Source organism: Pseudoalteromonas sp. SWXJZ94C (genome assembly GCF_015864385.1).
Classification (GTDB): domain Bacteria; phylum Pseudomonadota; class Gammaproteobacteria; order Enterobacterales; family Alteromonadaceae; genus Pseudoalteromonas.
Map to the genome: position 1 here is coordinate 13593 of NZ_JADYXF010000047.1, position 24056 is coordinate 37648.

A 24056-nucleotide genomic window follows, 5' to 3' on the forward strand; every position below is an offset into this window, starting at 1 on the left:
CTTAGCTGTTTAAGCCTTCAACATATTGCTGGCGTGTTTGTATTTTTACCATTTGATTTAATTGATCTTGGGCTTGTGTTTGCCCACTTATTAAATTTTGAAAATGCTCTAATAATACGGCTTTATCGAGTTTGTCTTTATCGCCTGAACCAATGTCGGTCAAATCAATAAAAAACTCGTCAAACTTGTCGGCGTAATCGGTCACAATATCCATATTCAAAAATTGCTCATGGTTATAAATACTCGGGTATCCGCCTTTTTGTTTATCAATAGCAAAGCTAATCCCTTTAACGTTAGTGACCGTTGTTTCTTTTTTGCAGCTAAGCATGCAGCTTGCGTCTATACGTGGTTTTTTACAGCCTACGGTTTGTTGGAAAAAACACTGACGGCTGGTCATCATTAGTATTGGATGATAAATGCTGTACATCATTTTAAAGTTGTTAGGGCGTTTAATACTGCGCATTTGTTGCTTGTTAATCTCGTTTGAAATAAACGCACCTTTAGCATTTAAATCTTCTTGCAGCGTTAATAATGCATATGAGTTTGTAGTGTTTAGCAACGGGCCTGCAATCCAGTCAATACCTAACTCCACTGCTTTAAAGGCAACACCTGTATTGTTACTAATTATAAGTTTTGGTTTTACTGTTTCAAGTAAGCGCACGGCTTCTTCAAAGTCTTTGCCAATCATCACAGCCGGAAAGTACGGAATTAACTGTGGGTTCTCTAAAAATATATTAATGTACGCGTCGTTATTTTTTCTAAAGCTTTCAGGTAATTTAAAGTAAACGTCTACATTACTTAAATCACATAGGTAAATGTCTTTTATGTCCGATATTAAAATAGACAGTGTGGTTTTGTTTTTATCTTCTTTTTCGTGGTTTACCAGTTTAGGTAATTCAACAGGGGCAATTACGTCTTTGCCTTCATTTAATAAAAACGCGACCTGTTTTTTAATTCGGGCAAGTTCTTTAAACGGAATACTTAACGGCACGGTTAAGTTGTCGCCTAAGTTTGAATAATCCATTTTTTTAATGTTGAAGTTTGCATTACTAAACGTTTTAAAGCGTTTTTCTATTGCATCCATATCAACTACCGATTTATCAGCAGCTTGCATTAGCATTTGCGATTGCACTTCAAAACGCTGACTAGGCTCGGCATTCGTTAACTCTGAGCCCGCTAACATAGTTTCGTTTTTAGATTCAATAATTACATTAACCGTAAATGGCTGATTTAATTGCCCCGAAAACTCAAATGTAAGTTCGCGTTTTGAAATATCTAAAAATTCAATTTTCTTTTTAACTAACGAATCAATTTCACTTTTTTGAGTAGAAAGCTCTTGCTGTGCATCGTAAATTTGCACAACCGAAATTGCGTTGTTTTTTTCGTTAGCGTGATCAAAGCTATGGTCGCGTGGGTTATCGGTAAACATGTTTTTGGTCATGTCGCCGGTTAAAAATTTATTAGTAAAGTTACGGTTAAATACTTTATAAAGACTCGAATCGTCTTCAATTAAGTTACCGGTTTGCACAAAAGTGTCTATTTGTTTACGCCAGCTATCAATAACCGTGTGTACGTAGTTAGCGCCTTTAATTCGACCCTCTACTTTTAGCGAGTCAACGCCTGCGGCTACCAGCTCGGGTAAATCAAAATAGGCAGAATTATCTTTTAAGTTTAATGGGTGTTTGTTACCCATAGCGGTTGGCTCGTATTCGTCACGACATGCTTGCGAGCAACGACCACGGTTACCTGAGTTACCCACACTTACTGAGCTTGAATAACATTGCCCCGAAAACGCTATGCACAATGCGCCATGTACAAATACTTCAGTTAATACATCGCATTTGTGCGCTACATCAGTCAATATTTTAATTTCGGTTAAGTTGAGCTCGCGCGATAAGTTTACACGTGTAGCACCAATGCGCGCTAAAAATTCAACTTGCGATTCGTTATGGGTCGTTAACTGCGTTGATGCGTGAATGTGTAAGGTGGGAAAGTGCTTTTTAACTATATTGAACAACCCTAAATCTTGCACAATAATGCCATCAAGCGTTGTATTAACTAGCTGGTTTAGTAGTTTAAATAACGCACCCATTTCATGCTCTAATATAACTACATTTAGCGTTAAAAAAATCTCACAACCGTATTCATGTGCTAAGCGAAGTGCGCCGTTAAGTTCGTCAAACGAAAGATTAGAGGCACGGTTTCGGGCATTAAAGGTATCTAATCCACAATAAACCGCATTAGCGCCGGCTACAATAGCGGCTTTAACCGCATTTACATCACCGCCAGGGGCTAATAATTCAATCTTTCTACTCATAACAACGTTTCACTTTTTCGCTCATATTTAATTGCCGCGAATTTTATCTGTTTAGGCGCATGAATGCTATTTATTGGGTGATATAAAAAAAGATGAGCCGTTAAAAGGTAAACTATATGAGTTAATATAAATTGAAATTTATTTAGTTGAGTTGTTTAGCTCGATGTTAATTCAAATCAGCTGAGTGTATTATCATTAATTCGAACTGTTTTTATACCCAAGTACTTTTATACTTTTAATAGGCAACTGTATCAGTAATCTTAAATCACTAGATAAATCATTAGCAATAAGCTCTGAAAACTCATCTGAGTCTGTAGTTTTAAACACCCAACTTAAAATAGCCACATTTAACCTGTTTAATTACCTTGAGCCGCCCAATGCATATTATGAATTTGAGAAAATTTATACCGCGCAGCAGTGGGCTAAAAAGCAGCGTTGGATTGTTGATTACTTAACAGAGCACGAGCCTGATGTAATTGGTTTTCAGGAAGTGTTTAGTATTGACTCGTTAAAAGAGTTAGTGGGCGGGCAGGGTTATAATTACTTTGCGGTGGTAGATGCGCCAGAAGTGATTGACGACTTTATTTATAAGCGCCCAGTAGTGGCGATTGCCGCTAAATACCCGATAGTTGAAGTAGCAGCGGTCGAGCACGATAGTGAACTTGCCAGTACTGTTGGGCTTAATAGTGACTTTATATTTAGCCGCAAGGTACTAAGAGCTACCATTACTTTGCCGCATATAGGTAATACCGATTGTTATGTGGTGCATTTTAAATCTAAGCGCCCAATGATTGAAGTTGGTGAACACAGTAAAGAGCTTTCAGCCGATCCTTTACAAGAACGTTCGCCTGAAAAGAACATAATTGAGATTTTAAAATCGAATGTAGCGGGCGGTTGGGGTTCTACTGTTCAGCGTGGTAGTGAAGCTACGTTATTAATGATAGAAATGATTGCTAGGCGCGAAGCTACGCAGCAACCCATGGTGCTAATGGGCGATTTTAATAACGACCTAGCTGATGGTGTGCTCAGTCATTTACTTACTAATACGCTACGTTTTGCTCCTGCGTTTGACGCTAAAACCTACCTTGCTAAATATTGCTTAAATGATTCTTGGGATTTATTTGTTAAATCGTATTTGAGTGCTGATGAAGCAACTCTTAATGAAGCGATTAAAAGTGAAGCTGCTACAAGTGAAACTATTACAGGCAAATCGCTAGCTGAAAACGTTGTTTCAGATGAAGCAATTTTAAGTGATGGCGAAAGCATTATTGATGCAAGCTGTGTAAACACCAAAAATATAGATGCTCCAAAGGCAATTCCGTTAAGGGCGCCTACACATTACTATGGCGCGAGCAGCTCGGTGCTTGATTATATTTTATTATCAAGTGAGTTTGATGCCAGCTACCTTGGAAGTTTTTTTGAAGTAAGCGACTATAAAACTTACGATCGTCACTTAATAAACCCTGAGTACGAGCGTGATGACTTAACTACCGATCATGGTGTGGTATTAGTGACGCTAACATTAAGATCGTAGAACTATTTTGCATAAATTGAACGGTTTACTGCTATTTAAATACAAATGGAATATTAGCTTAAAATGGAAAATATTAATCAAATTACCGTTTTTGATTCATCTACACAAAGCTTTGATTTTGTTGAAATAACAACATTAATCACTTCGCATGGTATATCAACGCATGGAAGTATTTGTTGTAACGGTAAAACGTTACTCGTGAATTATGTTTATAAAAAATGCGGAGCGTATGAGCTAATTTATACCATTTTAGATACTGCTGGAAATTCTAAGAGCTTTATTGAAGATGATGGTATTTTACCCACGTTATTTTTAAGTCCAACTTTAGATAATTATGTTTCGATTGTGCCTTATGATCCTAACAAAGAATTAGAAATTAGCATTCCACTTTTTAATAGAAAAAACACTAAATTACCTAAAGGGAATAGACCTTTTGCGGGTAACTTTATTGGTGTTTCAAATCAATTTTCGATTTTTTATGATGTTGAAATATATGATGATAAAAAACCAGATAAATTGTTGGCAATGGAATTTAAAAACGAAGCGCTAAAGAAAAAACATAATATTAAAGTGCCATTACCTAACAAAAATAAAATATTTGTTGAAAATAACGAAATTCATTTATTGTCTCATCATGGCTTTACTTGGTTACACAGGCAAATAGATGAAAAAGGTATTGAAGTAAAGCGCAGAGAGTTGCGTGCATCTAGTGACTTTGTTCGGGAAGTTATTAGTTTATCTTTCACTGAACAATCGTATGTTTTGTGCAGTGAAGGTGGAAAAATTATTGTTGAAAAAATAAGTAAAGACAACGTATGTAAACCTAATGAAGTCATAGATATTAAAGATGATATTTTTAATATGTGGCAACCAATCAAAATTAGCGAGCATACTTATGTTACTCAGTTTAACACTGAGTACGGAAATGGCTGGTTAGTCACAAAAAATGATTCTGTTTTAGAGTTGTATTATAGTAAAGACACAAACGGGTACAAAGAGCTTGTTAGCGGTAAAATACTCATTATTAAAGGCACAAATTTAATAATATCTAGCATAAATAAAACACAAGAGAATGCTTATTCTGTTGTTTTGTATCCGTGGACGGATAGAGAAGTAAGCAATAAGAAGGTAATTGTAATACATAATAATTTGAATTTTTTATAAGTGTTTGATATTAAAGTTATATTTTTAACACTGTTTATGGTGTTTTTATAGTTGTATTTAATAGGGATTGTAGAAATGATTAAAAATGTAGTCAGTCAAAAAATTTTGCTGAGCGATGAAGATTTCAAAAAATACAAAACCAATAACAGAGTATGGTTTTCAATATTAACCATTTTACTTGTGTCTATCATTACGGTGATTACAGTATCGATTTTAAATAAAGAGTTAGAGCTAGGTATTTATACAGGATCATTACTGGCTTTTTACTTGGTATCTTTGGGAATTGTTGCTTCAAAAAATAAGGCGAATTGGATTTTATGGGTGTTATTAACGCTCATATCTATGTTTATTATACCTCTCGTTGGTATGATTGTTTCGCACATACTTATAGCCAGAAAAGGCTTCAAAAATGAGTGGTTATCTCTTTAGCGACTTGTAAAATTATAAGCACCGCTTTTTGATACATTAAATGACTTTTAAAATAAGGAGTATTAAATGACAGATAAACAGGTTTTATTTTTCAGTAACGACAGCGAAATGGAAAACGTGAGCAGGGCAGCAAGAGATACGTTTAAGTATTTTTGGAGAGAGCTCGCTTGGGAATCAAGACGAATAGTTCCTGGTCTTGATTTATCAATTGTTAAGGTTGCTTTTAAAACAGATAAAGGCGATGGCGTACCTCCCTTTGAGCACATGTGGATAGGCGATATTGATTTTGATGGAATAAATGTAACAGGTACCTTAATGAATGAACCTAATTGGGCTTCAAATGTGTCTGCAGGTGATGTGGTTAATATTCCTGTAAGCGATATTGGGGATTGGATGTATGTTATTGATAATAAAGTTTATGGCGGGCATACCGTTAATTTAATGCGTTTGAGAATGTCTGAGCAAGAAAGAAATCAACATGATAATGCATGGGGATTAGATTTTGGTAACCCTAGTGAAATTGAATTAACACCCAGTGGTGAAAATAAACCACAAGAAGTAATGATTAATACTGAAAGCGGTACCCCTAGCAAAATATTAGAACACCCTATGAGTGTTAATATGGCCTCAAAAATAGAAGAAACTCTTCAAACAAACCCTTCAGTAGCGACGAGTGTTGATGAAAATGGTTGGACAATGCTTCATAGAGAATCTTTAGCCGGTAATTATATTACAGTTTCACTGTTGTTAAAGTATGGCGCAGATCCACAACTATGTAATTCAAATGGGCACAGTGCAATTGAATTAGCTAATATGATGGGTTGGCATGAAATAGCTGATTTATTAAAAAGCAAAACTAAGCAGTAACAAGCTCTATGATTATTAAGATGTAATAATCTAAATAACTCGTTTAATCACTATTTTTAGTCTGTTGGGCGAGTTACCCTAAAGTATATTTAAGCAAGTTATGAATCTCGACACGATTTACTACCATTTTAGTAAAGTTTTTAGTTTGCATTACGTCTAACTTACGTCATTCGCTTGTAAGGCGGTGAGTTATACAACCTCGTTAGTCATAATGGATAATATGAAATCTTCGCATAAAATTGCTCTAGCATTAATCATTTCTTTTTTAGTTTCAGCTGTAATTGATTCATATTTTCTCTACTCTAGAAATATGGTCGACGTTACATATTTCCTACATATAGCTATTATTGGGGTGCTTTTATTTATGTGGTGTAGAGCTCATGCGAAAGAGAATAATATTAAGGATGCAGGTGGTAAACCATTGTTTTGCGCTTTGTTAGGGGGTGTTGGCGTACCATATTATGCTTATAAATGTTATGGATTTAAGAGAGGGAGTATTTTACTTGGGAAAGCTTTTGCAGCTTTGTTGTTAGCTTTAGTGTTGGTTACTGGTATTGATATACTATTTGAAATGTCTTATGCGGCACGATAATTTACTTATTATATTGCTACTCCAAGGTAGTTGAACTGAATTATGAATAAACTAAAATTAATAATGTTAGCACTGTCTACTTTTTTTACGTATGGCTCTATTGCGTCTGAACTCCCTACAAGTGCACGTTCTGAAAAAGCGATATCAATGGTAGAGCCAGCATTAAAAAAGCAGCTGGCAAATAAAGGTCTTAAATATGGTGCACCTATATTTATTCGAATATTCAAAGATCCAGGTATTCTTGAAGTATGGGTTGAGTCGGATGACGGTACATATATAAACTTTAAAAATTATGAAATTTGTACATTCTCGGGAAATTTTGGACCAAAATTACAAGAAGGTGATAATCAAAGCCCTGAGGGGTTTTATTATGTGAATGCCAATAGGCTTAACCCTTGGAGTAGCTATCACTTATCATTTAATTTGGGCTTTCCAAATAAATACGACCGTATACACAACCGAACAGGGAGTGCATTGATGGTTCATGGAGACTGCGTTTCTATCGGGTGTTATGCGATGACTGATGAATACATAAATGAAATTTACGCACTTGGTGCTGCAGCATTAAAGTCAGGGCAACCATTTTTTAGGGTTCACTCGTTTCCGTTTAAACTTGATAGTGAGCTTTTATTAAAACATCAATCAAGTAAATGGTACTCTTTTTGGCTTAATCTAAAAGAAGGTTATGATTACTTTAACAAATATAAAAAACCACCAAACGTTGAAGTTAGTCATAAGAAATACATATTTAACTAATCATTTGAATATTAAAGCTTTTTTAGATGAAGATTTTGCTATTTTAAGTATAAATAGGCTTTTTAAATCTATTTGTTGTACGACTCAAAACTCTAAGTGTAAATTATTCAAAGTTTTTACTGTTTTTAGCTGTTATTTATAAAAATCTACTAAGCTAATTAGTAGTTTAGAGTTGATTTATAAAAATAATATACTAAATTTTAAGGTACTAGGTGTATAACTTACATAAAAGTGTGTGCAATTTTCGCGAACAACAACATTGAGATTGTATTGAAATAGTATTATTAAATTAATAAAATGCGTCAGGTCTCAAAATTTAACTGAGATAAAGAATAATTACTATTTAGTATTATTCTTTGCAGTTAACATTAATTATAAGTAATCGCTAATTAGTGGTATATATAATGTAAAAGCTACCTGTTGATGCTAGTAAACACTATTACTAATAGCACATTGAGTTTATTGACTAAGATATAAATACGTAAATACTTGGCAAAGCAAATGCGTTGTATTTGTTTTCACATATTTATTATTGAAATAAAAACTAAAAATAAAACGGCAAATATGGAACATTATACCTACTCATACCATAGATTAAAGGGGAGCTTTAACTCCCATAAACAAGTTCTTTTTACAAACCTAGCATTCCCTTCTAGGTCTTTAATATGCGCATCGTTTTTTATTGTTTTTTTTAATTTAAGTTTTGCTTACGCGCAAGAAGTCACTCCAGATATTGTAGCCAAAGAAACTAATATAGGTTTATTAAAAAGGGCTGAATTGCTTATTGATACTGATGTAATAATGAGTATTGAATTAAGTAAGAAAATGTTGTCTGAGGCTGAGCTAAATGCCGATATACAGTTAACCGCACAGCTACATAATTTGTTAGGTCAAGCGTATCAAAAAAATAATAACATTGATAAGTCATTACATCATTTTCACGAATCCTCAATTAGTTACGGTAAATTAAATGATACTCGTAACCAAATAAAGTCAGCCTTAAATTGTATAAAAATATTATTAGATGAAAAACGCTATTTAGAGCTTAATAAAGAAATTGAAACTATATTACCTTTAACAGTAAATTACGCTGACGACTTTTTTATAGCTCAAGTCTTTATTATTAAAGGCGATATGCTTTATAAACAAAAGAAATATCACGACGCTAATGTACAATATTTATCTGCAGTAAAACACCTTACAAGTAAAGATAACCAAATACAGAAGCACTTAGGTGAAACTTACAAAAAACTTGCTCAGTCTTACAATCGTCTTAAAAATAGAGAGCAAACCGCACACTTTTATACAAAAGCTTTAGAAGTATACACCAGCTTGGATGATTTAAAATTGATGGCGCGTACCTTAAACACGTTAGCAGAGGCCCAGCGTTATTTAGATAATTTAGTTTTAGCACTTGATTACTCAACTCAAGGCTTAGAGATACAAAAAAGTATTGATGACCCAGTTGGGTTTGCGAAAGCATCACTGGGTGCGGGGATCATTTATCGTCATATTGGCTTGTATGAAAAGTCGCTTAAGCATGTACGTGATGCGTACTTATATTACAAAAAAGTGAATGATGAACTTGGTATTGCCAAAACAGCTAACCAGATGGGGTTTATATATACTCGGTTAAAACAATATGACCAAGCTGAATTTTTTTATGAACTTACAATTAATTTGCAAAAAGGCAAGGTGGATGAAAAAAACCTTGCTTCTGCATTAAGAGAAATGGCTGTTATTAATTTTGAGTCTGGTAATTATGATTCCGCTATGCAATTTGCACAAAATGCTTACACAACATACAAACATGAAAACCTGACGTCGTATATCTCTGTAACTGCACGAATCATCGCTAATATTTATAATGGCCAAGGAAATAAAAGTAAGGCTTTGGAGTATTATAAAGAGTCCTTATTATTAGCAAGGCAAACGGGGAGTCCGCTTTATGAAATAAAATCTCTTATTCCTTTAGCTGCAGCTCTTATTGGTAATGACACTGATGAGGCTGTTAACTTACTTAAAGAGTCGCTCGCTTTGTCGGCTCAAATAGATTCTAAATTACACACTCTCTATGCTTATCGTGAAATGCGAATAGCAGAAAAATTACGAGGGAATATTGCAGAATCACTAAGCTTCGCTGAAAAAGAAATAGCACTGATCGAAATTCTCCAAAATGAAAAAGAAGAAAACAAAGTCGCATTAGAAAAAGCACATCTGCATTCTTATAAAATGGAAATTGAGTTGGAGTCGTTAAAGGAAAGAGAAAAATTCCACCAGCTAGAACTCGCAAAGAAAAACAGTGAAATTGAAAACTCAGGCCAAGCGCGGGTTATTTCAGAACTCGAGTTGGCAAAAAACAAATATGCAAGTATCGCATTAGCGCTATTATTAGCAATATGCCTCGCCTTTGTTTTATTTATTTATCGAAGTTTTACTGCATCTAAAAAAAGAAATAGAGAATTAGATTATTTGGCAGCAAGAGACCCTTTAACCGATTGTTATAATCGTCGTATTTTATTTGAAGTTTTAAATCGTGATTTTTCTGAGTTAGATCAACTTAATGAGTATTGTATTTTAATGGTCGATATTGATTACTTTAAAAGCGTTAACGACTCTTACGGACATTGTATTGGCGACTCTGTTTTATGTGGGGTTGCTAAGGTACTTCAAAGTTGTGCTCGTGAAGATGATATAACGGCTCGGTTTGGTGGTGAGGAGTTTTGTATTGTATTACCAGGTACTTCTCAACTGCAGGCAATGCAAATTGCAGAAAACATGCGTAATAAAGTAGAAAAAACACATTTTGATGGTATTTCTGTAACGTGTAGTTTTGGTGTTACGTCCATTAAATTTAATGCTAAAACACCTTTTGAGTTAATAGAACAAGCTGATTTAGCACTCTACGAAGCTAAATCGTTGGGGCGCAATAAAGTGTCTGTTTGGGAGCACTCGCTAGAAGAATTTAAGCTTTTTAGATCTGAATAAAAAATATTACACATAATATTTGAAATACGTTGAGTTTTGATTAAGTAAATTTTTTACAGTGCTATGAGTTACTTACATTTATTAAACGGTAAATTTCATTTATTTGTTATATATCAATGTATTAATTTAGGTCTTAAAATTGCATCCTTAAATAGTTATATAACAAACAAAGGATTTAATAATGACTGAAGTTGCACTTTCTGCCTATTTGGCGTTTTATTTTTATCTAATTATGCTGGTTATACAGTGGGCCGTTGCTACCTTTAGCAAAGCAAAAGAGCCTAATGCCGTACCAGGTAAAATTGACGAAAATTTATCACATGACAGCTTTATATTTAGGGCACACAGAACATTTCATAACACACTTGAAAACAGCGCATTATTTATAGGTACAGTGCTATTTGCGTTTGTAATTAATTACCAAAGCCCGATTTTTGCAATATGTGTATGGATTTACGTTATAGCCCGTTTGATTCATATGACTTTGTACTACATGATAGCAACTGAGAAAAATCCTAGTCCACGTAGTTACTTCTTTTTGATTGGTGTGATTGCAAATGTGGTTATGCTGGTAATGATTGGCTTGAGGCTAATTGCTTAGATTATATATCATTTTTTAATTAACTAATTTGTTAGTTTTTGAGTTGGGATAATAAGTGATATTAAAATAACAAAAAAGCGAAGGGCTTAATTGCTCCTTCGCTTTTTTTAGCAGTTTACTTTATGTTGTAATAGCTAATTAATTTTGTAAATTAGTGACTATAAAATTAGATGCCTAACTTATTCAATATTAATTTGTGTACTACTGATTATGCCGTCGTAGGTTACCGACACAATAGCTGTACCATTAGCGCTTGATGTACTCGTTATTCTATAGAGTGCCTGATTAGTACCAGGGTCAATTATTTCAGCACTCACTATATCACTACCATTGAGGCTCCAATCAGCAAATTCAGTAACATTTAAGCTAGAAGGCGAAGTAGAGTAGTTAGCTGTAAGTGTTAAATCAATGGTTTGCAATGGTTCTAATACTAGCGGGCTTTCGCCATCATTAATTTGAATGCTATCGAGAGTTGCACTACCAGTCACTTCTACAGCTACTACTTGCTGTTTGCCACCACAAGTACCAATTAATTGAGTAACACCAGGCTTCAAAGCAAACAAAGTAACATTTTCACTATCTTCAGTAGTAATACCGACGTTATTTGTATTTGGAACTGACCAACTTATTGTAGAGTTGATATCAAAAGCCGATTCATCATTTACTAAGCTCGCTTGTGCGTTAACTTGTAAACGCGACCCGACGTTTAATGTAATTATGTCTGTTGAATCACCATTAACTAATACATCAATGTTTTCTAAATTAACGGGATCAGCTGTAACTATTAATTGGTCTGTAATGTCATTAATTTTTGCGGTGATGGACGTATTTTCGATTTCGGCTGCTGAGGTGTATAAAGTACCATCTGAATCTATAGAAGCCGTAGTGGTATCGTCTAAAACAAAGCTCATGTCTTTTACCGTACTCAATGAGATATAACCGTCAGCATAGGTAACATCGCCATTAATGTTTGCATTAATGCAGGTATTAATATTACCGGTTTCAGGCGATGCTTGTTTTAATTGTATGCTTGTTACAGCTTCATCGCTTATCGACATTTCGCCCTCACCAGAAATATCATTAATGGTAGTGCCTGTAATTGTAATTATACCTTGATTAGCTGATAAGTTAGCGACAGCAGTTACTAAACCACTGTTACTCACGGTTGCTATATCGGTATTACTTGAGGTCCAAGTTAGCTCATTAGTAACATTTCGCGTTTCGCCGTTACTATCAAGACCTGTTGCACTAAGTTGATGTTTTTCGCCGGCTCTTAAACGAGTTTGATCGTTCTCAATAGTGACTGATTCTATAATAGTGCCTTCAGTACGAAGTTTTTCCAGTGTAACTGCTTTTACTAAGTCGGCTGATTCGCTATCAGAGCCACAACCAACGATACCTGTTAAAAGGACCGCGATAACTGATAATTTAGGGAGGGTGTTAAGTTTTGCCATTTTAGGGAAATGCCTTTTATTATATACGGACGACTAAAACTGGTATGTAAAACCAAGAGAAATAGCTGTAATTTCAATATCATCTTTGTTGTACAAAGATTGATAACCAAGTCTAATTTGGGTGTTGTCTATGTAAGGAATATCTTGATGTATGGCAAGTCCCCAAGCAAAACCTTTATATTGAAAATCGCCGTTAATTGTTTCTTCTGGACCGGCAACTGTAATGTTTGTTTGTGCATACCCTAAAGAAGCGTCTAAGCCAAAGCCATTAACAACATCTGATTGCATAACAAAAAACAAGGCAACACTTTCTTCTATGTCGAACTCAATATTATAAATATTATCAGTGCTTAAAGAAGTTAAATATTGGGCTTCAAAAGCCATATTGTTATTACTTACGCCTAAACGCAGTGCTGCTGCTTTAGGTTCTGTATCTTCGTTATTAATTGTGATTTCAGGTAAAACATAATCTACACCAATATAAGCGGTGTCAGCAAAAGACTGAAAAGATGCGCAAAGCAAAAGTAGAGAAAGTATTTTTTCCATAAAGAGGTTAACTATCCGTAAATTTTTATAAGACGATGATGGTATATAATTGGCTAAACTTAATCAAGGAAAGGTCGATGTTTGGGCTTAAATAAGGTACTGATAACTACTTTTATTAAAGCCTTAATAAGTTACGCACCTTTGCTTATAAGCTTGGATGAAAAGCATTCGAGAGCTGTTTTTATTCTTTATAGTTTTAAATAAAACGTTTGTAATAACTAAAAAACGAAGAGCGTGTAGGGCATCTTCGTTTTTATTTTTAGTTCAATTAGCCGTTAAAGCATTACGAGACAACAGCGAAAAGATGAGTGAAATAATCGCGCAGTGATAAAACCAAACTTTATAATACATAGTGGCTATAACTGTTTTGGTCTATACGATTAATCGATCCCTATAAACCCACCCGTTTGGTGAGTCCAAAGAGCAGCGTAAATCCCGCCTTTAGCGATTAGTTCTTCATGAGTGCCTTGCTCAACCACGCCGCCATCATCAAGTACAATTAATCTATCCATTTGTGCAATGGTTGAGAGCCTATGCGCTATGGCGATTACTGTTTTGCCTGTCATTAAATCATCAAGGCTTGCCTGAATTGCTGCTTCTACTTCTGAGTCGAGTGCGCTTGTGGCTTCGTCGAGTATGAGTATTGGTGCGTTTTTAAGAAGTACACGTGCAATAGCAATACGCTGGCGTTGACCACCCGAAAGTGTAACACCGCGTTCGCCTACCTGTGCATCAAAGCCTTTGTTACCTTTGCTATCTACTAAGTCGTTTATAAACTCAAGAGCTTTAGCTTGTTTGGTCGCGTTGATCATTTCGTCTTGTGTTGCATCGGGACGACCGTACAAAATATTGTCTTTTACTGAGCGATGAAGCAGGGAAGTGTCTTGCGTAACCATTGCAATGTAGCGGCGTAGACTTTCTTGGCTTACGTCTGTGATGTTTTGTCCATCAATTTTTATTGTTCCTGAGTCAGTATCGTAAAAACGCAGTAATAAGTTAACAAGCGTTGATTTACCTGCGCCAGAGCGGCCGACTAAACCAATTTTTTCGCCAGGTTTAATGTTTAAATTTAAACCGTCCATTACTGGGCTGCGATTAGTCTCGTTTGCTGCTTTACCGTAGTTAAAGTGTACGTTGCTAAACTCAATGGCACCTTGGCTTACGTTAAGCGTATCGGCATTTGGTTTATCGGCAACTTCAATAGGGTTTGAAAGTGTTTTCATGCCATCGGCTACGGTACCAATGTTTTCGAACAAGCTGCTTATTTCCCACATGATCCATTGCGCCATACCGTTTAATCTAAGCGCTAAACTAACAGCAACTGCAATGGCACCTGCGCTAATTGCACTAAGCGACCATAAATAAAGTGATACAGCGGTAACCGAAAATACTAATAAATAATTTAAGCTTTGAATAACAAAGTTTAAGCTGGTTACCAAACGCATTTGTTTGTACACAGGCTGCAAAAATACATCCATGCTTTGTTTTGCGTATTGTTCTTCACGTTGGGTATACGAAAACAATTTAATAGTAGAAATATTTGTGTAGCTATCAACAATTCGACCGGTCATTTCTGAGCGCGCATCGGCTTGTGAGCTAGCTATTCTTTTAAGGCGCGGTACAAAATAAAGCTGTACGCAAATGTATAAAACTAACCAAACGAGTAACGGAATCATTAAGCGCCAATCGGCTTCGGCAACTAAAAATACCATTGAGCCAAAATAAACCACAATATACATTAATACATCGAGTAGTTTGGTCACTGTTTCGCGAACGGCTAAAGAGGTTTGCAATACTTTGGTGGCTATTCTTCCGGCAAACTCATTTTGATAAAAGCTCACACTTTGGCGCAGTAAATAACGATGCGCTAACCAGCGAATCGACATAGGGTAATTGCCCAGTAATGCTTGGTGCAAAATAGCAGAATGAAAAAATACGACTACGGGCAATACCAATAATAGCACTACAGCCATTTTGATAAGCTCTGACTTTTGCTCTACAAATAGGGTTTCGGGTGTGTAGGCGGTTAACCAATCAACAAGCTGCCCCATATAGCTAAATAAAGAAACCTCTAAAATAGCGAGCATGGCGGCACTGATAGACATAAGCACCAACGACAGTTCCATTCCTTTGGTGTAGTGACGACAAAAAGCAAATAAAGTCGAAGGCGGCTGAGTAGGTTGATCCTCAGGAAATGCTTTTGTCATTTTTTCAAATAATCGATACATTTTAAAAACTTAAATGGCAAATAATGGTGGGTATCATACCATTTAAGTATTTTTAAATGCAGGTTTGTAATGTATTAATTGTGAATATGGTAGAGCGTTATTAATATAATTTAATATTTTAAAAAGTGCTTTATTTGTTTTTATAGCATTGGATTATTTAGGTTTATTCCTTTGCTCATATATAAATCGTCATATTTGAGGCCACCATTACCATAAGGTTTTTTAACTGGACCTGTATTACAGTTAGCTAAAAAGTAAATAAGCGGTTGTTCACGCTTCATTCTAAATTGTGCATTTTTATACACCAGTGTTTGCTTGCTAAATTCACCGCCTTTTACATAAACATCGTATTGTTGACCTTGCTCTGACGCCGCTGCGTTATTAACAACATACCATACGTCGTACCAGGTATTTGTTTGCAGTGGCTTGGCCGATTGTTTGGTAGTGTAGTTTTGAATATTGCTATATCCGCTGTCGGTTTTAACCATTAATGCGCCATCGTTTACAAGACCGTTGGATTCTGTTTTATCGGTTACGCGAAGCGTTGTTTCAAACGCATCGTACGCATGTTTATTAATTAACTCTGGAGTAAGGTTACTCAACCCAAAAGCGTGGTTATTAGGAAAAGCAGCCACGTTTATACGTATATAAAATGTGTAGGTTTGACCAACTTCAACCGCTTGTGGGAGCTTTTTATAAGAGAGGGCTTTGCGATTACCAACAATGCCCTCGCGTGCGGGCTTTTTTAGTAAATAATGGTTTGTGGATTCAGTTGCTTGTTCTGGTTGTATAACTGTTATTTGTGGGTTTTTAACCTGTGGCTTAGTTTCATTTTGTGTATCAACACTTTGCCAGTCGCTAAGTGAGTTTTCAAAATTATCAATAAGCAGCCATTTGTTTGACGTGTTTTTAGAAATGGTTGAACACGACGCTAACGTGCTTAACAAACATAAAAGTAACGTGTGTTTAAAATGCATAATTGGCTCTCAGTAAGTTTAGGTGTTTTTGGTTAACCAATTATTGTTTTGGCTATAACTTTAAAGTAAAGGTTATGTAACCAATTTAATGTTTTTATGTCAATCATTAAAGCAATAGGTATGGTTTGATAGAGCTTGAAAATGTAATATAACCTTTGCATTCAATCAGCTCGGCAAGCTTTAGCTGAGTTTAAATTATTAGGACGTTTTATGTATACGGGTTCGTGTTTGTGCAGTGAAGTAAGCGTTGAAGTGTCGGGCAGTATAACCAGCATTATTCATTGTCATTGTTCACTTTGCAGAAAAAATAGTGGGACTGCATTTGCAACCAATGGCTTTGTAAATACAGATGACTTTACAATAACCAAAGGGCAAGCACTACTTAGTGAATTTAGTTTTAAACCAGGGCGCACTCGTTACTTTTGTAAGTGTTGTGGCTCGCCGGTTTACAGTAGCAACAATGATGACAAAAGCAGAATACGAATTCGTTTAGGAATACTCGATAGCGATATTACTGAGCAAGTATTATCGCATAACTTTGTTACGTCAAAGGCTAACTGGGAGCAGCTAGAAACAAGCTTACCGTGCTATGAAAAACACGAACCTAGTCGGTAACCCGCTTTATTCAATGTGGTAAATGCTGTTAATACTTTTATAAAGGGTTGGCGCAAAATTTATAAACACAGGTGAGTTTTGTATTTCATCAACGTTTATGTGCATTAACGTATGCTGGCTTAACACAAGTAATATATTTTTGTATTCGTTAAACTCTATTAGCGCCAAGCATTTAAAATGCTGCCTTAGCATTACTAAAAGCATTTGTAGCTCTTGACCTGTTTGCGGGTTTAAATTAACGATTACTTGGGTACTTTGTTCACTGCACCGATTTATGTTTTGCCAAAAGTTATCACTGGTTAAAAAAGGCAGGTGATATTCACTACTAAAAATATCAATAGTGATTACGTTAAAGTGATCAGTGCATTGAGATATATATTGCTCAGCGCATTGTAAATAGGTGTTGTGGTTGCTTGGTAAATTAAAGTGCTGTGCAGCAATTGTGGCAATATTTGGGTTTATCTCAACTGTATTAAATATATTTATAGCATTTATATATGGCGTATTGTTTTGCAAGTAATACATAACACGCTCAAACCCCGCTGTGCCTAAACCTAAATTTAATATGTTTAATGTATTTTCCGGTTTAAGTAAAAACAACAGCATGCATTGATTTATAGGAACGATTACTTGCTCCGGTTGCGTGAGGTTCATAACACCTTGAATGGTTATATCTTCATTCGTTTTTTGTGCAAGTGTTAGCCACCGATACCCTTCGTTTTGATACACGCATACGGGACCAAATGCACTTTGCTGCGATTCAATAAGATTACTTTTAATTGTATCTTCTTTTAACTGGCGCATAACTTAAACTATTTATATAAACACAACAGTAGTGTGCCACGAAAGTCATGTATTTATACAGATTAATATGTAACAAGGTTTGTGATTTTATTTTTTGTTGTAATGCGAAGTTAGTAAAGGTATTGCTTTGTTTTATTTGTGGTAGAAGTGAGTTTACAGTAGGCTCAATATTCAGTGTTGCTAGTGTTATTTGTCTATAAAACATATATTTACTGGAAACATAATTTAAATGTACTAAATGCAAAGGAAGCAAAATGAAACCAGATGATTTAAACGCTTTTTTAAGTATAGACGACGGCTTTGACGAGTACCTCGAATATATTGAAAAAATCACCTTACCCTGTGTTGATATAAAACTATTAAGTGGTTTAGAAAAAAGCACCGGCCAAGAAAGCCGGTTTGGAGGCACCCCATTTTTACCCAACAATTTTATTTGGCCTACTCATGATAAAGGTGAATATCTATTTTTAGGGCAAATAAACTTTGACGAAATACAAAATGGGCCTGCAGACCTTCCAAAAACAGGTATGCTTTCTCTTTTTTATGCTTATGATGAAAATGGTGAAATATTTTGGCAAAGTGAAGATTATATAAAAGGGTATTACTGGGAGAACACAAAAGACTTTATTGATTATACAAAGAAAAACACCTCAGCTTTATCAAAAAAAATCAGTTTTACCAATGGAGTTGATGTTCCTAGGTATGAAGAGTTGAGAAGTGATTGGCCGTTTGACCCTGAGCTTTTATTTGAGTTGTCGTATGGAGGTGTTTTTAGCGATGATTACATACTTGGTTATCCTTCACATTGTACATTAGGGTATGACCCAACGCCTGAGGGAGGGCAGTGGATGTCACTCATTACGTTAATGTCTAATTCTGAACTTGATTGGTGCTGGCATGATGGGGATAAGCTCATGGTTTTTATTGAAAAAGACAAACTGCTTAATAAAGACTTTAGCTGCTTAAAATCTGATGCCGGTTAAATTGTATTTAAGCGTTATGGTAAATTTATAGCGAAGACAACGAACGTATTAAACGCCACTTAATAGTGGCGTTTAATACAATAAAATGTGTGTTTGATATATCAATGCATCATCTATAGCTGCAGGGCGACCAATAAAGTAGCCTTGGGCGTTATCTACTCCGAGTTTTCTTAAAGCCGTTATTTCTTCTTGTGTTTCTATCCCTTCGGCAACGATGGAACAATTTATTGCTTTAGCAAAGCCGCACAGTGCTTTTGCGAGCAAAAATTTTCGGCGATCTTTATTTATATTTTGAGTTAGGCTTATATCAAGTTTAATTATGTCGGCTTCTAGCTCTAAAATATGTTGAAAAGATGAAAAACCAGCTCCAACATCATCTATTGCTAATTTTACTCCTCTGTCTCTTAGTGGTTTAAGTGCATCGCGCATTGCTTGGTAATCTAATATTGGTGAATGCTCTGTTACTTCAAGTATTATTCTGCTGCAATCAGCATGCTGTAATGTTTTTGCAAGCGCACCTGTTAAAATATGCTGTGGCGAGGTGTTAATTGCAATATACGGTGCGTCATTAAATTTATGCATACAACTGAGGGTGTTTTTAATTGCAAGCATTTCAAGCGATTCACCCAAGCAAAGTTCAGACGCTTCTTTAAACCAAATATCAGGCGTTTTATAAGGCTCAATAAAAAACCGTGATAGTGCTTCATAACCAGATAACTTATTCGTTATTAAATTAAATATAGGCTGAAAATAAGTCGTAATGTTATTTGTTTCAATTACGTTTTGTATAGCCGACTTTGCATCGTGGTGTAACATATCGCTATAAATTTTTTTCTCAATTAATTCAGTGGCTATTTCTGATATAAGCCTTAAAAAAGATAAGTCTCTGTCATTTAGGCTGTCATCTAAGCCTGACTTATAGCAACAAAAAGTCCCGTATACACCCCCGCATGAAAGAGTAATAGGCACGCCAATATAGGAACCAATATTTAACCTTTCGGTAACCGGCATCACTTTAGTTATAGGATGGGTGTGCGTGTCTTTAATAACTGAGCTTAATTTATTATCGGCAATTTTTTGACAGTATGTTTCACACATAATATCGGCGTTTCCAACTTGTACAGCTGTGTTTGAAGTTTGATTATCGACAAATTTAAAAACACGTTCGTTTTCGATAAACTGCGAAATAAAAGCAACTTCCATATTTAAATGTTTACGCACAAGAGAGAGTAATTTTGATAGTTTAGAGTCTATAGATGTATCATCTTTTAGATCAAAAAGGTGATTACCTAATGTTTCATTCATGCAATTACCTAGTTATCAGTATTTATGGCATTTAATAGATAATATTATAATTTATATATAGAAAAGCGCCAATGTTGTGCACTCTAAAGTCAGATTAACCAAATAATTTTCTTCTCACCACTTTTCTGTAAGCACTCGGGGTTTGGCTTAGCACCTTTTTAAACACACGGGTTAAATGCCCTTGATCGTTGTAGCCAACTTCAAGTGCCACTTCTTGAATTGATAAGTTAGATGATGCTAGTAATTCTTTAGCACCCTCAACACGTAGTTGTTGCCAGTATTCTATTGGGCTTTGATTAGTTGCAACTCTAAAACGGCGGGTAAATGTACGATAGCTTAAACTAAATTGTGCTGCTACTTCTTGCAGGTTTAGTTCGGTGGCTAAATTGGTTTTTAACCAAAACTGAATTTGGGCAATAAGCTCATCAGGATGGCGGTCAACTGCACCCTCAAGATAGCGTTGATCTTCGTAAGGTTTGCGTATTTCGTGGGAGAAGTTTCGTTCAACGTGTTGTGCGGCGGCTTTTCCATAGTATTGACTAATAATATGTACGATCACATCGGCAAGCGCGTTTAAGCTGGCAACAGTATACATACGTTCTGATTGAGTTATAAAAAAATCTGGCTTTAGGCGTACTTGCGGATAATCGCGACTAAATTGATTTGCATAATGCCAATGAGTTGTCGCGGGGTGCCCGTCAAGTAAGCCCGACTCTGCAATTAAACAGTTACCGGTGCCAACGCCAATAATGTGGCTGCCATCTTTAAAGCTTTGATTTAGCCAATCAACAACACTTTTATTTGTTTGTACAACTGGGCGCGGATTTCGCCAAATGCCTGGCACAATAATCAAATCGCTATAAGGTGCGGTGCTGGTGGTGCAATCAGGAATAATAGCAAGCCCTGCTTGGCTGCTTATTGAATCATTACTTTTGGCGACTAGATTTATAGCAAGTGGTCTAAAATTTTGCTTATCAATATGTCCTTTTGCAAATGCCTCACCGGCTCTGAGCATTTCTATAGGTAATGTTAAGCTAGTAATTAATAAATGCGGATAAACGGCAATGGCAATGTTTAATGCGGGATTGATGTGCTTAATACCCATTTAGATGCTCCGACCAGTATTGTTTGGCTTTTTATGCTTAATATTTGGCTATTAAAGCACAATGTGTGGCGAGTAATCCATTTAAACTGGCTTCATCTTCTTATAACACGTTTTTAAAGGCAAATTATGACAGCATTACCCGTTATAGTCGGCATGGGTGGTATTAACGCCGCTGGTCGTACTTCTTTTCATCAAGGTTATCGTCGTATCGTGTTAGACACTTTAAACGCAAAAGATCGCAGTGAAACATTTTTAGGCCTCGCCACACTGATGAACTTAGTAAGCGTTGTAAATGGTCAACTACAAGACTCTCAAGGTAATATTGTTGAGCAAAGCGATATTGAAGAACGCTTTGGTGAGCAAATTATTGCTGGTACGCTTATTCGTAAAATCGAAAAAGAGCACTTTGATGCTGACGCTACACCATGGCAGCAAAAAATGACGCTTAATGCATCAAACGACAACGCCATTGTATTTGAAACCCGTGCTCGCGACTTACCAACACCGGTTCCAGCTAGTTGGGTAGTTGAAGAGCTTGAAGGAAAAAAAGTTAAAGTAACTATTGCCGCTGATATAGATGTTAAGCACGATTCAACTCGTGATAACCCTATTAAGTCAGCAGGGCAGTTTCCTACAGGGTTTGATCCATCTGTTATGTATAACAGTCGTTATCAACCACGTGGTTTACAAGCAACTATTTTTGCAGCTACCGATGCCATTAAATCAACAGGGCTTGATTGGCAGCACATAATGAATAGTGTAGAGCCAGATAAAATTGGTACTTATTCAGCGTCGGTTATTGGTCAAGTTGACGATAAAGGATTAGGCGGGTTAATTAAAGCACGCCAACAAGGCGAACGTGTAAGCACTAAGCAATTAGCGCTTGGCTTAAATACCATGTCGACAGACTTTATTAATGCTTACGTAACTGGCAACGTAGGTACGACGTTTTCTACGTCGGGCGCGTGCGCCACGTTTTTATATAACTTACGCGCAGCAGTTAACGATATACAGGCAGGGCGTACACGTGTTGCTATTGTAGCAAGTGTAGAATGTGCTATTACCCCAGAAGTTATTGAGGGATTTGGTAACATGAGTGCGCTTGCAAACGTTGAAGGCTTACGTCGTTTAGATAATTTATCGCATGATGATGAACCAGATTATCGTAAAAGTAGTCGTCCATTTGGTGAAAACTGTGGCTTTACTTTAGGCGAAGGCGCTCAAGTTACTATTTTAATGGATGACGCATTAGCACTTGAGTTAGGAGCTGATATTTTAGGCTGCGTACCTGATGTATTTGTCAATGCTGATGGTATTAAAAAATCAATTACGTCACCAGGGCCTGGTAACTACATAACAATGGCTAAATCGGCAGCTTTAGCAACAACGCTTTTAGGTAAAGAAGCGCTGCAAGAACGCAGCTTTATTTTGGCGCATGGCTCAAGTACACCATTAAATCGTGTAACAGAGTCGCTGATATATCATAAAGTGGCACAAACGTTTGCTATTGATAATTGGAAAGTAACAGCACCAAAAGCATACGTTGGTCATACTATTGCACCGGCAAGCGGCGACCAGTTAGCAATTGCTTTAGGTGTATTTAGCCATAATATTATGCCAGGTATTACCACAATAGATAAAGTGGCTGATGATGTTTACAGCGATCATCTTGATATTCGAAATGCTCACTACGAATGCGCCGATATGGACATTGCCTTTATTAACTCAAAAGGTTTTGGCGGCAATAATGCAACGGCTACAGTGCTGTCACCAAAAGTGACAATGCAAATGCTTGCTAAACGCCATGGCGATAGTGTTATGAGTAGTTATGCTAGTAAAACTGAGACTGTAAAAGCAGCTCAACAAACATATAAAGCGCAAGCCGATTTAGGTCAGTACGAACTAATTTATCGCTTTGGCGATGGTTTAATTGACGATAACGACATTGTAATTAATGAGCAAAGCATACAACTACCAGGCTTTGAAAAAGCAATTACGTTTAGTACAACAAATTCCTACCAAGATATGTTTTAAGCACACATACTTGTTGGCAAGGCGCTTTTTAAGCGCCTTTTTTAATGTCTAAAATTACGTATGTACTCCTACAAAACACTTAGCACCCTTGTTCTTACTGGGCTGTAGCGTTGACATAGTTATTGAAAATTGGAATCGGTACAGATCCAGCACAGACCCATCCCTAAAAATAGACCCACAAACAGACCTATTTATCCGCTCTAAACCGTTCTAAAATTCACAGGCTTAAGCACCGTTTGAACAAGCTTTATTAATCGCCTTATACCCAATTCAGTTTTTTCGCAATAGTAGGGTAAGTATTAATTATCAAAACGTCGAAAATACACTACGAGACTATTTATTATATTCAAACTTCTAGCGTTAAATGCTCACGCCGAACTTGTCAAAAACAAAAACCACGGAACGCTAACAGTTGAAACAGTTACCTCAATCTATAACGATGACACCTTTCACGCCAATATCTCGGGTTACATTCTCTGATAGGGGAGAGGATTGGCATTCGTAGGGATTCGTGAGGGTCACCCATTAGAAAATTCCGGTCAAGCAGGCAGCTGTGTTCTCTTGATCTTTTTATTCAAAAACCAAGTGTTCTTATTATTTAAACTCAATTTAAATATGACTACGCACCTAGTAATGACGTCGATTGGTGTGAATATGCACCGTGGCTTGGATAAAGAACGCCATATGAATTTAGGCAGTTTAATTAAGCTTTATTGATGATTAATTAAGCCCCTTGGCTTTCGCCTCAGTCATCGTT

General features: G+C 36.1%; 19 protein-coding genes. 11 read left to right on the top strand and 8 right to left on the bottom strand.

Translation table 11 applies throughout. The features are described from left to right. Position 1 precedes the first annotated feature (1 nt). Positions 2–2317, bottom strand: coding sequence for a peptidase U32 family protein (locus tag I6F65_RS17590; protein WP_024612741.1), 2316 nt, complete (start codon positions 2315–2317; stop codon positions 2–4). Positions 2318–2669: 352 nt separating this feature from the next. Between I6F65_RS17590 and I6F65_RS17595 the strand changes: the two genes are divergently transcribed. The 8 genes from I6F65_RS17595 (at position 2670) to I6F65_RS17630 (ending at position 11248) form a co-directional block, all read left to right on the top strand. After that, entirely contained in the window at positions 2670–3851 is a 1182-nt protein-coding gene (locus I6F65_RS17595; protein ID WP_024612740.1) for an endonuclease/exonuclease/phosphatase family protein, read from the top strand. A 63-nt stretch (positions 3852–3914) separates the two neighbouring features. Continuing rightward, positions 3915–5015 (top strand): hypothetical protein, encoded by a 1101-nt coding sequence (locus I6F65_RS17600; protein ID WP_197114171.1) that lies wholly within the window; start codon positions 3915–3917, stop codon positions 5013–5015. Positions 5016–5090: 75 nt separating this feature from the next. After that, positions 5091–5444 (top strand): hypothetical protein, encoded by a 354-nt coding sequence (locus tag I6F65_RS17605; protein ID WP_024612738.1) that lies wholly within the window; start codon positions 5091–5093, stop codon positions 5442–5444. Positions 5445–5510: 66 nt separating this feature from the next. Beyond that, entirely contained in the window at positions 5511–6311 is an 801-nt protein-coding gene (locus tag I6F65_RS17610; RefSeq protein WP_197114172.1) for a DUF2314 domain-containing protein, read from the top strand. Positions 6312–6531: 220 nt separating this feature from the next. Beyond that, complete coding sequence (locus I6F65_RS17615) at positions 6532–6903, top strand: hypothetical protein (RefSeq protein WP_024612736.1); 372 nt, start codon at positions 6532–6534, stop codon at positions 6901–6903. Positions 6904–6945: 42 nt separating this feature from the next. Continuing rightward, complete coding sequence (locus tag I6F65_RS17620) at positions 6946–7659, top strand: murein L,D-transpeptidase family protein (RefSeq protein WP_231613230.1); 714 nt, start codon at positions 6946–6948, stop codon at positions 7657–7659. A 501-nt stretch (positions 7660–8160) separates the two neighbouring features. Continuing rightward, complete coding sequence (locus tag I6F65_RS17625) at positions 8161–10647, top strand: GGDEF domain-containing protein (RefSeq protein ID WP_231613231.1); 2487 nt, start codon at positions 8161–8163, stop codon at positions 10645–10647. Between the two features lie 181 nt (positions 10648–10828). Continuing rightward, positions 10829–11248: an MAPEG family protein gene (locus I6F65_RS17630; protein ID WP_166109319.1), complete on the top strand. Its 420-nt coding sequence runs from the start codon at positions 10829–10831 to the stop codon at positions 11246–11248. A gap of 179 nt (positions 11249–11427) precedes the next feature. Here the strand turns inward: I6F65_RS17630 and I6F65_RS17635 are convergent, their stop codons facing one another. The 4 genes from I6F65_RS17635 to I6F65_RS17650 all read right to left on the bottom strand — a co-directional run bounded on the left by I6F65_RS17635 (position 11428) and on the right by I6F65_RS17650 (position 16453). Further along, a complete protein-coding gene (locus I6F65_RS17635) occupies positions 11428–12702 on the bottom strand; it encodes an Ig-like domain-containing protein (RefSeq protein WP_166109320.1) in 1275 nt (424 codons plus the stop codon). 33 nt (positions 12703–12735) lie between these two features. Further along, positions 12736–13248 carry an outer membrane beta-barrel protein gene (locus I6F65_RS17640; protein WP_197114173.1) on the bottom strand — a complete coding sequence of 171 codons (513 nt, stop codon included), beginning with the start codon at positions 13246–13248 and terminating at the stop codon, positions 12736–12738. A gap of 380 nt (positions 13249–13628) precedes the next feature. Further along, positions 13629–15476: an ABC transporter ATP-binding protein gene (locus I6F65_RS17645; protein ID WP_024612730.1), complete on the bottom strand. Its 1848-nt coding sequence runs from the start codon at positions 15474–15476 to the stop codon at positions 13629–13631. Between the two features lie 140 nt (positions 15477–15616). Next, complete coding sequence (locus I6F65_RS17650) at positions 15617–16453, bottom strand: hypothetical protein (RefSeq protein WP_197114174.1); 837 nt, start codon at positions 16451–16453, stop codon at positions 15617–15619. Positions 16454–16663: 210 nt separating this feature from the next. Between I6F65_RS17650 and I6F65_RS17655 the strand changes: the two genes are divergently transcribed. Then, entirely contained in the window at positions 16664–17068 is a 405-nt protein-coding gene (locus I6F65_RS17655) for a GFA family protein (protein WP_197114175.1), read from the top strand. A gap of 6 nt (positions 17069–17074) precedes the next feature. Here I6F65_RS17655 and I6F65_RS17660 read toward each other — a convergent pair whose 3' ends face one another. Next, complete coding sequence (locus I6F65_RS17660) at positions 17075–17872, bottom strand: hypothetical protein (protein WP_197114176.1); 798 nt, start codon at positions 17870–17872, stop codon at positions 17075–17077. Between the two features lie 254 nt (positions 17873–18126). On the opposite strand from I6F65_RS17660, the gene I6F65_RS17665 reads away from it, so the two are divergent. Continuing rightward, positions 18127–18855: a YwqG family protein gene (locus I6F65_RS17665; RefSeq protein WP_197114177.1), complete on the top strand. Its 729-nt coding sequence runs from the start codon at positions 18127–18129 to the stop codon at positions 18853–18855. Positions 18856–18927: 72 nt separating this feature from the next. Here the strand turns inward: I6F65_RS17665 and I6F65_RS17670 are convergent, their stop codons facing one another. Continuing rightward, the gene (locus I6F65_RS17670; RefSeq protein WP_197114179.1) at positions 18928–20160 is read right to left on the bottom strand and encodes an EAL domain-containing protein; all 1233 of its coding nucleotides are present in this window, start codon (positions 20158–20160) and stop codon (positions 18928–18930) included. A gap of 94 nt (positions 20161–20254) precedes the next feature. Beyond that, on the bottom strand, positions 20255–21265 hold the full coding sequence (locus I6F65_RS17675) for a GlxA family transcriptional regulator (protein ID WP_197114181.1): 1011 nt from the start codon (positions 21263–21265) through the stop codon (positions 20255–20257). A 126-nt stretch (positions 21266–21391) separates the two neighbouring features. Between I6F65_RS17675 and I6F65_RS17680 the strand changes: the two genes are divergently transcribed. Further along, a complete protein-coding gene (locus I6F65_RS17680; protein WP_197114183.1) occupies positions 21392–23299 on the top strand; it encodes a beta-ketoacyl synthase in 1908 nt (635 codons plus the stop codon). Positions 23300–24056 lie beyond the last annotated feature (757 nt).